General features: G+C 65.5%; 6 protein-coding genes. All 6 read left to right on the top strand.

Annotation, left to right across the window (positions count from 1 at the left end; all coding sequences use genetic code 11):
- The first annotated feature begins 899 nt into the window (after positions 1 to 899).
- Entirely contained in the window at positions 900 to 1334 is a 435-nt protein-coding gene (locus AC3EO4_RS53185; protein ID WP_379580866.1) for a helix-turn-helix domain-containing protein, read from the top strand.
- A gap of 81 nt (positions 1335 to 1415) precedes the next feature.
- A complete protein-coding gene (locus AC3EO4_RS53190; RefSeq protein ID WP_431904083.1) occupies positions 1416 to 1988 on the top strand; it encodes a hypothetical protein in 573 nt (190 codons plus the stop codon).
- Entirely contained in the window at positions 1981 to 3171 is a 1191-nt protein-coding gene (locus tag AC3EO4_RS53195) for an MAB_1171c family putative transporter (RefSeq protein ID WP_431904085.1), read from the top strand. Before AC3EO4_RS53190 ends, AC3EO4_RS53195 begins: the two co-directional genes overlap by 8 nt.
- Before the next feature lie 1146 nt (positions 3172 to 4317).
- A complete protein-coding gene (locus AC3EO4_RS53200) occupies positions 4318 to 4845 on the top strand; it encodes a GyrI-like domain-containing protein (RefSeq protein WP_431904088.1) in 528 nt (175 codons plus the stop codon).
- Between the two features lie 1364 nt (positions 4846 to 6209).
- The gene (locus AC3EO4_RS53205; RefSeq protein ID WP_431904090.1) at positions 6210 to 7997 is read left to right on the top strand and encodes a DNRLRE domain-containing protein; all 1788 of its coding nucleotides are present in this window, start codon (positions 6210 to 6212) and stop codon (positions 7995 to 7997) included.
- Positions 7998 to 8123: 126 nt separating this feature from the next.
- Complete coding sequence (locus AC3EO4_RS53210; RefSeq protein WP_431904093.1) at positions 8124 to 14912, top strand: DNRLRE domain-containing protein; 6789 nt, start codon at positions 8124 to 8126, stop codon at positions 14910 to 14912.
- Positions 14913 to 14951 lie beyond the last annotated feature (39 nt).

Raw genomic sequence — 14951 nt, forward strand, 5'->3', positions numbered from 1 at the left:
CTCGCCGCGGCCCGAGAGGAACCAAGAAACCCCATGTCCACACGACGCGACCTGGGTCGGCGACCTACGGATTATGAGTAGCCTTGATCAATGCCGTCTGATGCTGCGCCGTGCCGCATTCTGTCGCTCTGACCGTGATTGCCCCTGCCGACGTGCCGGGCTGTGACGATGCCTGACGCCCCGTACCGCATGCGCACGAGCAACCAGCGAGCAACCACACGCCCTTGACCAACGGCACTCATGGCCGCCGATTCGGTTCCGCCCTGAGGCCGCCTTCGCCGGCATGACCCCATACGGCACCCTCGGGCCTCACCGCACAACCGGCTCAACCGCAAACTCAGCCGAGCATTCACACCGTCGCCACGGCGATCGCCCGCACCGCTCCGACCCGGCGGACGGCGCCCGTTGATCGAACCGTCGACGACCTACAACGAGCGCGACGAGTGCAATTTCGCCGCATCACATGAGGAATGCCCGCGTATGAGGTTCCTATCGTGGGGACCTGTGACGATCTTCGAGGCGGGCCCACCCGGCGAGATCGACCCGGACGACGGCCCTCACCTTGGGATTCCGCTGCTGTTCATGGGCGTAGTGCCGGTGGCGATACTGGCGATGGAGCTGCACATCGGCCGTGAATGCACGTGGACAGTGCTGGACGGATGTCCCCGTTGTGGCGTCTCTCCCTGCGGGTGTAGCGCGAACGAAGTCCCGCCTTGTGGCACACGCATGACCAGCCGGGCCGTCGCACGTTAGACACTCCGTCTGCATTTTCCGGGAGATGTTCTGCATTGCCTGATTCGGCTATAGGGTCGGGTCCATCACGATCAGCTAGCCCGGGAGATGAGCCTGTGTCTTCGTCTTCACCCCCTCCTCATGAGGCGGACGAGTCCGCCCCGGCCGTGGGCGAGCGTCTGGAATGGCTGATCGCTCACATCCGTGATCCCGACACCACGCAGTTCTTCACCGCTAACGCGCTGGCCCGCAAGGCTGGAGTAACGGACACGACGGTCAGCCGGGTCTGTCGCGGCGACACCAGGAACAGCCGGCCCAAGACGCTCGACAAGCTGGCGGCGGCGTTCGGGCTGCCCCCGACGATCTTCCACCACGCGCCGAAGATCAACGCGATCTGGACGTTGGCGCTCAGCGGAGATCCACGCGGGCAGCAGATGATCGAGCAAATGCAGAGCCTGCAGGCGGCACAAGCCCTCGGCATGGTAGCGACAGCAGGTCGCCTCGAGCGGATTCAGCGGTCCAACCCCGACGCCTACGCGGCGATCATGACGCTGATCAAGATGGCGGAGAGCTCATCCACCGACCCGTCAGACGACCAGTGAGCTGTCACGTGCTCGCCGCTCCCGCCCCAACAGCGGACCTCCCCTCCTGGAGCGCCAATGTCGACTTCTCCTTATAAGGAGATGCGCGAGTCCCACGGCAGTGTCCTCGACTTCCTCGCCCGGCAGCCCGGGCCTGTCACCATCCCGTCACTGACCAAGGCCCTCAGCGCCCATCTTGGTCGCACGATCATTTCGGTGCCATACGACCCGGCAAGCATCCAGATGCCGACCTGCAACCACAGCCAGATGACGGGACTGTGGGTCCATATCGAGGAACCTCAACCGCCGCACGACACGCGTGACCTGGTCTTCTACCCCGCTTCGGAGGACTATCCGCCACCCTTGCAACTCGGCTGTTGGGGTCACGAGATCGGCCACGTGCTGATGGACGATCCGACCCAAGCCGAACAGCGTCTCGAGCAACTGGCTCACGTTCTCGCACCCACTCTGCTGGAATTCGGCGGCATGGAGTTGATCCACAGCTTGCGCGCTCGCACCTCCGACTACAGCGACGTTCAGGAGCAGCGCGCGGAGGCCTTCGGTGTTCTGGTCGTCGCGCGAATGCTGCCCCGCATCGCCACGGCCACCAGCAGCGGCCTCATCGGCTCTCTTGGAAGCCCGCTGTTGAACCCCTTCAGAGCCGGCCGTGCCTAGTCTGTGGATCGCCGTTTGCCTGGGCATCATGATCCTCATCGTGGCGATCCGTACCGGTGGGTTACGCCAGTCGCCCAAGCACCTCATGATCTGGCTGGCCTGCCTTTCCGGCGTCGTCAGCATGCTGATCACCGTCACACCTTTGCGCAGCGTGCTCATCGAGGTCACAGGCACACCCGCGGTCGCGCTGATCATTGAATCCGGGACGTCGCTGGGTGCGCTGACCGGCGTCATGGCCTGGGTCTGTCATGCCCTCGCCGAGCAGGGCGGCCCTCTGTCCCGGCTCAGGAAGATCCACTACCTGTGGTACGCGGCGGGGTTGTGGCTATGCGTACTGGCGGCCATCGCGCTCACCAACGATCTGAGCCCTGTCGAGATCTACAACGCGGTCGGCGAGCAGCGCGCCAGCGACGCTCAGCTGTGGTACCTCGGCCTCTACGAGATCACCCTGCCCACCGTGTTCGCCATCGTGTCATGGCTGTTCCTGCGGCTTGCCCGTCGCTGCGATCAGCGATGGCTCAGGCGGAGCCTGCAGCTCATGGCCGTGGGATCCATCGGCAGCTCGGCACGCTCGCTGTACACCCTGAGCTACCTCGCCCCTCAGGTACTCGACATAGCGCCCCCACCACTGCCGTGGTCCACGACGGCGGCTCTCGCGGTGAACTTCCTCGGCTACACCGTCGGCTTCATCGGCCTGAGCCTGCCTGTGGTCGAACAGTGGCGCCAGCGACCCAAGCGGATGCTGGGCCAGATCACCCCCCTCTGGCATGACCTCACCCGCGCCGTCCCCGAGGTGGTGCGGATACCGCAGAGCGCCGACACCGTCGATGCGGAGGTGGCCGCGCGCACCATCGTCATCTCCGAGGCGCTGCTGCGGCTACGGTCCTACAGCCACCCCGAAGACCTGCAGCGCGCCCGCGAACAGAACGACGGCAGAGTCCCTGCCGGCAGACGGGAAGAGGCCGGATACGCCGCCTGGATCCACGACACGGTGACGAGCATCGAAGCGAAACGCGCCGACGGCACGTTGACGACCCCGGCACCCCAACCTGCGATGAAATGGCCGCCCCATCCGCGCGCCGGCCAGATGAGCTGGCTTCTCGATGTGGCCCGTGAGTACAACCGCGTGCGACCCAAACGGCCCTCGATCCAGCCGCGACGGCAGGTGCCCCACTCCTGGTGATCAGGTCCGCCACGCGAGGCGAATGCGCCTAAATGCAGAGAATATGTTGACATTCCTCTCCGAGAACTGCACTCTTGCAGAGTAAATGCAGACCTCGTATGGGATGCCTCGACCCTTGCGGACCCCAACCGGGCTGCACTCACATAGGGCGATGCGCCCCCACATCCGCAGCCTCACCAGGAAGAGGAGAGCCGTGACTGCACAGTCACTCACTGATCGCGCATGGAAAGACCCGCCACCCAGCCCCTTCGGCGCCCCGCCACCCGAGCTCGCGCGCCGCCCCGGGGGGCCTATTCGGGTCGGCTTGACTTGAGCCTGCGCCAGCTCGCCTAAGTCGGGGTAGTGGCAAGAACCCTCATCTCACCCGGCCACTGCGACAACACCAACTTCTTCGGCTTGCAAGATCTGTCGTGGCCGCCCCCGTGCGGCGTCGTCCACGTTGATGATCACGTCGGGGACCTCGTCGATTCCAACGTCGGCGACCTGCGCGGCAACCTCTCGCGGGAAAGATCACGGCTGGCGTACGGGTGCTTTTAATTGTCTCGACGATCCTCGACCGGGCGGCAAGGTTACGAATCATGGAGTCGCTTTCGATCTATCTCGCACAGCCCGCCGACCAGGAGTGTCACTTTATGCTCTCTTATGCTGTACGACGACCCGGACCACACACTGTCAGCTGGCCAGTTCAGCCTGGACCTCCAGGCTGAACTGCGGCCTGGATTGAGAAGCTCAATTATTCGCGAGCGCCGTTCTATCGACAGAGACTCATGACCCAGGGCGACTCGGCAACTCAGTTTGACGTGGGCAGTTCAGAGTGCTGGCATTATTTTGATCATCTGATGACATCTGACTTTGACCGCACCGGGGCAGGCGTCCACGCAATGAACGAAGATGAAGTTTGTCTACTAGGCATGAGCGGGAATCGCGAACGGCAACCGGTCAGACAAGGATACGCCTGATCAGGCGATACTTGAGACTCTCGGCTTCGAGCCAGGAGAAGCTGTAGGCGATGCCGAGATTGAGATGCACACCGCAGCTACGGTTAGAAAATACATTTGAAAGGGCGACTAGATCGATGGCGGGGCTAGCATCTGTGGAGCTGGGAGTGGTCAACGTCCTACTGCCTACTCGGATAAGGATCAGATAGTGTCTGAGCTCAGGGAGGCAGGACAACTGGATAGCTTGATCGAGCCAACTATCATTGAGCGAGCCGAGCAGCCCTATCTCGGCAAAACCTTCATGGTGGCGCTGGACTCGCTTTACCGCATGATGGACGTCCTGGCCCTCATGCACCGCGACATGCTCGCCAGTGGCGTTAAACCGGCTGGGTCTCCCTTCCTTAAATATCACGGGATGATCACAGGTCATCGGTCTGTACAGGTGGAGGCTGGCATACCGGTAGAAAGCTTTCTGCGAACCTTGGAGGGCACCCATTGCAGGGAACTGCCTGCAGGCCGATACGCGACTCTCGTCCATAGCGCTCACCCATCCGGACTCATGGATGCCACAGGCCAACTTCTGGAATGGGCGGGTCAACAAGGAATGCAATGGGACGCCGGGCTGACAGCTGATGGCCTGCGCTGGGGCTGTCGGCTCGAGATTTATCATGCTGGCGTCCTGACCGCAGACAACGGCGGCTGGGAAATCGAGCTTGCGATTCGCCTCGCCGACTGACGACGAGTTCGGCTTCGACCTGCCGCCGAGGCCAAGACCCAGGCCCGACCCCAGGCCTGTGGTCGGGTAATGCTGCGGCTACGGTCCTACAGCCACCCCGAAGACCTGCAGCACGCCCGTGGACAGATCGGCGGAAGAGTTCCTGCCGGCAGACGGGAAGAGGCCGGTTATGCCGCCTGGATCCGCGACATGGTGGCGAGCGTCGAGGCGAAACGGGCCGGCGGTACGTTGACGACTCCGGCATCCCCAACCTGCGATGAAGTGGCCGCCCCATCCACGCGCCGGCCAGATGGGCTGGCTGCTCGATGTCGCCCGGAGTACAACCGCCTGCGACCCAAACGGCCCTCTAGCGAGCCGCGACGGCAGGTTCCCCACTCCTGATGATCAGGTCCGCCACGCGAGGCGAATGCATCTAAATGCAGAGAATATGTTGACATACTCCTGCCAAAACAACAGAATTGCAGAGTAAATGCGGAGTCCATGCGGAGTGCCTTGACTCTCGCGACCCCAACTGAGCCCAGCTCACACACGACGATGCGCACCCTCACATCCGCATCCTCACCAGGAAGAGGAGAGCTGTGACCGTGCAGTCACCCATTGATCACGCGTGGAAGGACCCGCCGCCCGGCCCCTTTGGAGCCCCGCCGCCCGAGCTCGCGCGCCACCGCAGGGGAGGATCCCGCCGGGGCACACCCCGCCCAGCGGCGACCGTGTGCCAATGACCGTGGGCTACGTACATCAGAGCTGCCCTGGCCTGCCCGTACGCCAGCCGCGATCTTTCCCACGAGGGGTTACCGCGCATGGCCGCCGTCGCCGGAATCGGTGACGTCCCAGACCTGATCATCAACATGAACGACCCCGCACAGGGGCGGCCACTACAGACCTTGTAAGCCGAAGACGTTGATGTTGTCGCAATGACCGGGTGAGATGCGAATTCCTGCCACCACCCCGACTTAGGCGAGGTGGCAGAGCCAGATCGAACCGATCCAGATCGAGATGGACCACGGGACCGCGGTTGGTCCCGGCGAGTTCGGCACCCCGCAGAGGGCCGCTCTCCCGCCCAACTATGCCAACTGGGGCGTGGCGCCCCTTACACGGCGTCCCAGCTATCGCACCACGATCGCGAGCGAAGACACGGACACGTGCGCCGTAACCCCTGAACGCCACGAGCACGAGATGCGCATACATCGATCGAATTCCCCTACCCGCTACCTGCATTTATGTCCGATTAGCTGTGCTTTGTCACATGTCGACGAATGATCGACTACTTCGGCAAGGACCCTCGGCTATCTCAACTCACACATGATTGAGGTGTCAGTGAACACGTTATTAAACCGCCGGTCTCCGGCAGGAGACCGGCAGGCTTGCTCGCCGCGGCCACGGCGCTGGCGGTGACGGCGTCGCTGCTGGTCGTCGGCCCGGCATCCGCCGTGGCGACTCCGACTCCCACTCCGCAGCCCAGCGATGTGAACGCTCCAGCACCCACCGTGACGACCTTTCCTCGGCCCGAGGATCCGGATGCGCCGCTACGGGCGGCGGTCGAGGAGGCCAAGAAGCAGGGCAAAGCCGTAGCGGTCGAATCCTCCTTCACCGAGGATTCCCGCACGTGGGCCTACCCCGACGGCCATCTTGAGACCCACGCCTACGCAGGGCCTGCACAGCTGAAGCAGCCCGACGGATCATGGGCATGGATCGACACAAACCTGATCAATGCAGACGGGGTCCTCAAGCCCAAGCTCGCCAAGGCGGGAGTGGAGTTCTCCGCGGGCGGCGCGGACAAGCCCTTCGCCACGCTGGACCGCGGAAACGGCCAGAAGTTCGCCCTGTCCTGGCCGACAGCACTGCCACAACCTCGTATCGAGGGCAACAAAGCCATCTACGCGGGCGCCGCCGGCCCCAACGCTGATCTAGTGGTCACCGCCCGCGCCTCAGGCTTCCAACACGACGTGGTACTGCACGAGCGCCCGGGCAAGCCACTGGAATTCCGCATCCCGGTGACGACCAGCGAGCTCAAGCTGGCCAAGACCAAGTCCGGTGGACTCAAGCTGACGGACGCAAAGGGCAAGACCGTCGCCACGGCGGATGAGCCCTTCATGACCGAGGCTCCCCTCGACAGCCCGACGGGCTCGAGGGACGAACGAGGAAAGATCGACACCAAGGTCGTCACCGGCTCGGACGGCAGCCAAGTGTTGGTGCTCAAGCCTGACCCGGCCTACCTCGCCGACAAGAACACCACCTACCCCGTGGTGGTCGACCCCACTGTGGGGCTGACGGTCACGCAGGATCTCACCTACAACGACAGCTACCAGGCCAGCTACGCCAACGCCATCCTGTACACCGGCACGAACGCCAAGAAGGTACAGGTCCAGGATTGCAGCGGCTCGACCTGCACGTACAAGGATCAGTACAAGGCCGTCCACTACCGCAGCCTGGTCGAGTTCGGCGGCTTCTCGTTCACCGGCAAGGCCATCGTCTCCGCCCAAATGCAGCTGTACGGCAAATGGCTCGGCCGGTGCGACAACTGGCCGATGACCGTTTCGCCGGTCACCTCCCCTTGGGTCGCCAGCTCCACGGGCTGGGGCAACAAGCCAGGGACCACCTCCACCGGTGCCTCGACAATCACGCCCTCGTGCAGCACCAGCGGCAACTGGTCCACCTGGAACCTCACCTCGGCCGCTCAAGCCTGGGCCTCGGGGATGGCCAACAACGGTGTCGAACTGGCGACCACCGAGCTGAACTGGCAATACGACCTGGACGACCCGAGGTTCCCCGACACCCAGATCTGGAGCTTCGACTCCGCCGACGCCGGCACCTCCACGCCGCCGAAGATGAGCGTCTCCTACCTGCTGCCGCCCGACATCCCCACGGTGACCGCCGAGTCCATCGACTCGCTCGACGGCAACAACGCCATCTCCCGCTCGGGCACCGTCAAGACCAGCTACACCTCTCGCTCCCCTGATGGGCGCAAGCTCGACTACACCGTCACCCTGACGGACGCCACCATGGCCGCGGTCAAGGCCAGGACCTTAATGAAGATGCGGGCAGTGACGCCGGCCGGGATGCGGCCCCCGTGTCGTCCGTCCGTGATCACGGAATGCGCTTTCTCGGATACTAAAAAGGATCTTTACGGAAACCTTAGCCGCGTGTCATGATCTTGCCGTTTTGTCGCATTTTTTCGAAAGGCGCTAGTGAACACACCACCCACAGCGTCCGGCTTATCGCCCCGGACGCGCTGTCGCGCTGCCCTGATCGCGGCCCTGACGATGCCGCTCTCGCTCTTGAGTGCGCCCGCGATCGCCCAGGTCGGCACACCACCCCCCACTCGCCCCGCCACGACGTCACCGCCGAGCACCCCCACCGGCGAGGCGCTGGCGCGGGCCAAGAAGGACAACCGGCGGGTCGAGATCGAGTCGCTCCGCTCGGAGAGCGGCACCTTCTACGCCAACCCCGACGGCAAGACCCTCCGAATGGAGCTGCACAGCAAGCCAGTCCGGGTCAAGAACACCGACGGCAAGGGCTTCACCCCGATCGACACCACGCTTGTCGAACAGGCCGGCGCGATCAAGCCCAAGGCGATCAACGGCACCCTCACCCTGTCCGCCGGGCAGGACAAATCTCTGCTCAAGAGCCAAGCGACGGCAGGCGCCGACGACACAGCGAAGATCACCACACCGTCGACGCTGCCCAAGCCCACGTTGAAGGGCAACACAGCGCGATACCCAGCCGCCTACGGCAAGGGCCGCGACCTCCTGGTGACCGCGACCGCGACCGGCTTCCGGCAGCAGGTCATCATCAGCGAACGGCCTACCGGACCGGTCACCTTCAAGGTGCCGGTGGCACTGCCCGCCGGGCTCTCCTTCAGTAAGAATGCTCAAGACCAGCCCATCATTGTGGGTAAGGACGGCAAGACGCTGACCGAGGTGCGGCCCACGCTCCTGCAGGACGCCACGGCCGCCGACGCCTACGCCCCGATCGATGCGGGCAAGGTCGGTAAGGCCTCCGTCAGCCTCGATGGCGACGGCAAGACGCTGATGTTCACCCCGGACGCCACGTTCCTGGCCGACCCTGCGGTCACCTATCCCGTGACCATGGCGGCCGTGGCGGGCGACTGGTGGGAGACCCATACCGGCGCAGGCGGCCTGCCCAAACAGGGCTGGGACACCTTCGTCAATGACGCGGACTATCCTGACAGCTGGGACAACTTCCGGCTGGACCGGATCCTGGTCGGCAAGTCCAACAACGGCACCGTCCGCTGGCGCAGCTACATCAAGTTCCCCGACATGCCCGCCGAGTTCCGCGGCCTCAAGGTACAGAACGCTGACCTGATCCTGTGGAACCACCTGTCCAACGACTGCGGGACCTACGTCGGCTCCGGGATCACCACCCGGCGGATCACGTCGGCCTGGGACGAAGCGACCATGACGTGGAACAGCCAGCCGTCGGTCACCTCAACGGGTCAGATCACCGAATATGCCGCATACAGCCCCAACTGCACCAGTGGAGCCGCGAGCTGGGCAGGCAAAGAATGGGACCTGGTCTACTCGATCGACGAGATCGTCCAGGCATGGTCGGACGGCGCCGCCAACTACGGTGTCCAGCTGGCTGCCGGGAGCGAATCGGACAGCACCAACTGGCGCCGCTACCGGACCGACGAGGCAGGCGGCTGCAGGAGTACCCCGTTGGAGGCCTGTAAGGGGCGGCTCCACCCGCCCATCCTCACCGTTGACTTCGAGGCTCCCGAGCCGCCCGTCATCGAGGACTTCTTCTTCACCTCGCCCGACCCGATCACGAGCCTCCCCTCCTACGAGGAAGCCCTCGCCAGGTCGATATACGAGCCCGAGGAGGGCGAGCAGATCACCATCGGGAACGAGTTCGCCGGCCGGATCGCGGGACAGCGCGACGGGGAGGCGTACGAAATCCAGACGGACCAACTCGACATCAACGAGGAGGGCTACGAGGGCGGTGGCGAGGACACCCGCGCGCCGCAGGTGGTCTCCGTCGAGCCTGCGGACGGCGCCGTGGACGTGCCCCTCGACACGAAGCTGAAGATCACCTTCCACGAGGAGGCCGGCGGCGCGGTCGTGGTGCTCAAGGACCCGGCAGGCACCGAGGTCGCGGGAACGGTGGCATTCGACGACACCGGCACCGTGGCGACCTTCACTCCGGAACGGGCATTGCGGCCCGGCACCACGTACACCGCCGTGGTCTCGGGGGCGAGCGACCTGTTCGACAACACCATGAGCGCGTACTCATGGTCGTTCACCACTCTGCTGAAGGCGGCCGGGCAGTGGGGCTTTGACGAGGGGGACGGCCGTACGGCCGCCGACTCGTCTGGCAATGACCACGACGCGAGCCTGAACGACACGGCGGCGTGGATCGCCGGCAAGAGCGGGAACGCGCTCTCCAACGTGCCGTCGCAGGCGCGGATCGCTGCCTCTGCGGCGGCGGTCAAGCAGGGCAAGGCCGTCGAGGTCGCCGACGAGACGACCGCGACCAGCATTACCTACGCCCAGCCTGACGGGAAGACGTTCAAGACTGAGGTCACGACCGGTCCAGTGCGGACCAGGCAGAACGGCAGATGGGTGCCGATCGACACCACGCTGGCCGGGCAGGGCGGCAAGCTGCGGCCGAAGGCCCTCGCCGAGGACGCGGTCGTGGAGGTTTCCGCCAGCGGCACGGATCCGTTCGTGAAAATGTCCGCCGACGGGAAGTCGTACGCGCTTCGCTGGCCGACACCGCTGCCGAAGCCGACCGTCAAGGGCAGCGTGGCCACCTACACCGACGCCGCCGGCGCCGGAGCCGACCTGGTGGTGACGGTACTACCGACCGGGTTCCGGCACGATGTCGTGCTGCGGCAGCGGCCGTCGAAGCCGCTGGAACTGCGTATCGGCGTAGAGAGCGACGGCCTGACCCTGTCCGAGGGCAAGGGCGGGCGGCTGCTGCTGAAGGCCAAGGACAAGAAGCTCGTGGCTTCAGCCCCCCAGCCGATCATGTGGGACGGCAGCGCCAAGGGCCGCCTACCGCTGGCCAAGCACGCGGTCATCGACACCCAAGTCGTGGCCCAGGCCGGGCGCACAGAGCTGGTGCTCAAGCCGGACCATGCGTTCCTGTCGGACCCGAAGACCGTGTACCCGGTCCGGGTGGATCCGTCCACGACGTTGCCGGTCAACAACGACCTCAGTGTCCTCAGCACCGACACAGTCGACTCCCCGGCCTATCCGACCAGCAACGCCCTGCCAGTAGGTGTGCAAACGGGCCAGAAGATGCGCGCCCTTCTGCGCTTCGACACCTCCTCACTCGTGGGCAAAACCGTCACCGACGCCAAGCTGTCGATGTCGATCATCGATGCCAAGACCTGCGGAGCAGCAGTCGGGCAGGGTGTACAGGCGGCCCGGGTGACCGGCGCCTGGGATGAGAACAACCTCTATTGGGCGAACAAGCCCGCCTTCACCACCGAAGACGCCCAAATCAACAAAACATCCATCGACTGCACGAGCACCCTGACTCCGACGGAATGGAACATCACCGGCATCAGCCAAGACTGGGCGGCCGGCGCGGCCAACCACGGCCTGGTGCTGAAGGCTCCGACCGAAAACACCACCATCGAATGGCGGATGTACGCCTCCTCCGACGACACCGACTGGAACGCCCCGCCCAAGCTGGTCGTCACGACCAACGCGCCCGCATCGTCCCCCACGATCGCTAATCTCACGATCACCCCGGCGCAGGATGTTGCCGGCACGACCGTGACCAGCTCGCTCACCCCGCAACTGGCCGCCACCGTCGCCGACACCGTCGGCGGCAACCTGGCCGGCGAGTTCGAGGTCGAACACGACCCGGCATCGACCGGCCAAGGAACCGGCCAGATCTGGGCCGGTGCCTCACCTGCGGTCGCCTCCGGCAGCCAGGCCGCCGTCGGCGTCCCTGCGGGCAAGCTGGCAGATGGCTGGAAGGTCCGCTGGCGAGCTCGTGCAGTCAACGCCACGGCCGCCACCGCCTCGGCGTGGTCGGCTTGGCAGACAGCCACGGTCGATGTACCCAACCCAACGGTCGGCGCCTTCCAGGTCACCCCCTCACAGGTGGCAAACGGCGTCACCGTGACCACGAGCGTGACCCCGACCCTGCACACCACGGTCACCGACCCGGCCGCCCAGCCGGTGCGGGCGGAGTTCGAGGTCGAGCACGACCCGGCCGCGACCACGCAGGGCACCGGCCAGATCTGGACCGGCGCCGTGGACAACGTCGCATCCGGCACCCAGGCCAGCATCGCCGTCCCCAACGCGAAACTCACCGACGGGTGGAAGGTGCGCTGGCGGGTCCGAGCGATCAACACCGCCACCACGGTCGGCTCACCATGGTCAGACTGGCAACTCCTGACCGTGGACGTGCCGGACCCGGTCTCCGAACCGTCCGTCGGCGCGCTGCAGGTCACCCCGTCCGAGCAGGTGGACGGAACCACCGTCACCCCCACCCTCACCCCGGCACTGCTGGCCCAGGTGAGCGACCCGGCAGGGAAGCCGCTGCGCGTCGAGGCCGAGATCGACCATGACCCGGCCGCGACCGGGCAGGGCACCGGCCAGATCTGGACCGGTGGCGCCGACAACGTCCCGGCAGGCACCCAGGCGACCATCACCGTCCCGGCGGACAAGCTGACCGACGGATGGAAGGTACGCTGGCGAGCCCGCGCGGTCTCATCCACCGCCGCCTCCGCCTGGTCGGACTGGCAGACCCTCACCGTCAGCCTGCCCAAGCCCACCGCCACCGGCCTGACCATCACCCCGTCGAAGGTGGCGGACGGCGTGACGGTGACCACCACGCTCACCCCCACACTGCAGGCCACCCTCACCCACCCCACCGGCCAAGCGCTGCGCGCCGAAGCCGAGATCGAGCACGACCCAACCGCGACCGGGCAGGGCACCGGCCAGATCTGGACCGGCGCCGCAGACAACATCGCCTCCGGCACCCAGGCGAGCATCGCCGTCCCAGCGGGCAAGCTGACCGACGGATGGAAGGTGCGCTGGCGCCTGCGCGCGGTCACCGAGCAGGCCTCCTCGGCCTGGTCGGACTGGCGGCAGGTCACCGTCGATGTCACCCAGCCCGGCGAGGAGCCCCTGGCCCAGACCACCGGACCAGTGATCCGCACCGACCAGAGCTTCACCGCCGCCGCCTGGCTGCGCTGGAGCGACAAGGACGGCGACTACACCGTGGCCGAGCAGCGAGGCGCCCACCAGGCGCCCTTCCGGCTCGGCAACACTGCCGACCACGGCCTGGTGTTCACTCTCACCAACGCTGACGCTGCCGATGCAACGGCCGAGGGTGTTCTGTCCGACGTCGAACCGCCCGTCGACGAATGGTTCCACCTGGCGGGCGTGTACGACGCCACGGCCAAGACCGCCTCGCTGTACCTCAACGGCAACCTGGTCAAGACCTCGCCGGTAAGCCTCACGGCCTGGCACGCGAACACCGCCATGACGCTGGGCAGCGCCATGCGGGGCGACCTGGACGACGTCCAGGTCTTCCAGCAGCCGCTCGGCGCCACGGAGATCGCCGCTCTGGTAGCGGGACCGGCTCCCGCGGTCAAGCGGTCCGCGGCACCGTCCGCGGCGGCGTCCCCCGCCGCCGTGGCCACCGACAACTTCGACTACCGGCATCCGTCGCTGGAGACCTGTCACGCCACCGAGAAGGCGCCCAGGTTCGTCGACTCCTACTCCCGCTCGCAGGAGCAGCCCTACAGCTCTTGCTGGACCGCCTACATCGGGTACGCGGGCTGGGAGGAGGACGACGACGGCAGCGGTGTCAAGAAGCGCAAGCCTGCGGCGTGGACCTACTTGTTCCCCCCGCAACTGCGCATGCCCGCGCAGCTGGTGGACCAGTTGCACCCCGGCGACGTCTTCTCCTTCCGTGCGACCTGGGTCGCGACCGGCTATCTGGGCACCTCGTCAGGAAAGGAGATCTACAAGGGAGGCGACTCCACCACCGGCATGAAGCCGCAGGACATGAAGTTCTGGCTGAAGCTCTCCGATTTCGGCATCTACAACACCGGCGTACGGCTCTCCGGGCTGGACGACGAGCTGGACGACGTGGAGATCCGGATCGGCCTTGAGACGTCGTCCACCTGCAAGATCACGAGCGGAGTGCCGAGCCAGCGCAAGACGATCGAGGCCTGGCGCGGCACCTACCTCGAGTACCGGATCGCGACCCCGGAGCCGGCGGCGCCCAAGGACAGAGAGGTCTGCTCCGTCATGCCCGCGATCACGGGTTACGAGAATCAGGAGGGCAAGCTGCGGCTGTGGGACCAGGAGATGCTCACCCAGCACGGCAAGCGGCTCGGCGTGGTGCGCTGGGGACACGGCATTCCGACCAACGACCTGTACGCACCCAGCTTCCGTTGCGACTGGAAGCTGAACGGGCTGTTCGGCGAGCAGCACAAGGGCGGCTGCGTCAATATCAGGGCCGACCGCGTCTTCGTGATGTCGAGGAGCAAGAACAAGAACTTCCTGCCCGTCATTGACCACATCGCCGACGCCCTGAACCAGAGCAAGAACGCATCCACCTTTCCGCCGTACCGCCCAGGGGACACGACCAACGGCAGGAACAACAACTATCCGCCGGTCAGAGGGCCGCTGGGGAACGAGCTGAAGAAAATCATCGCAGGTAACTACGACAAGGCGCCGACCACCGACGAGGGTCAGCCGCTCTGGAGAGGAGCCGACAAGAACGAGCGCGCCAACCGTAAGGTCTTTGGCGGCCACGCCATCTACGTGCCGCAGGACGCCTTCTCCCTGACGCCGTACGGCAACTACTGCCAGTACTACTTCAAGGAGCAGTACGCGGCCACGCACGCCGGTGCGCTCCAGTGCGACGAATATCCCTTCGCCTCCACCGAGCAAGGGGCCGCCCTGGACAAGATTCACTATTCCGTCCGTGCGGTGCACACCAGCTACAACCAGAAACACGGCGATGCGCTGATGGCCTTCTACGGCCAGTACCGGCTCATCACCTATGACCCGGAGAAGACTCCCACGAAGGTCAGCGACAGCCCCTTCTGGGTGAAGATCGTAGACTAGCGGCGCAGAGGGGGGGGGGGGGGACGGGGGACGGGGTCT

It is taken from the genome of Nonomuraea sp. bgisy101, assembly GCF_057708945.1.

Coding starts and splice junctions, on each gene's coding strand:
- AC3EO4_RS53190 (WP_431904083.1), top strand. CDS start 1,416: ATGCGCGAGTCCCACGGCAGTGTCCTCGACTTCCTCGCCCGGCAGCCC.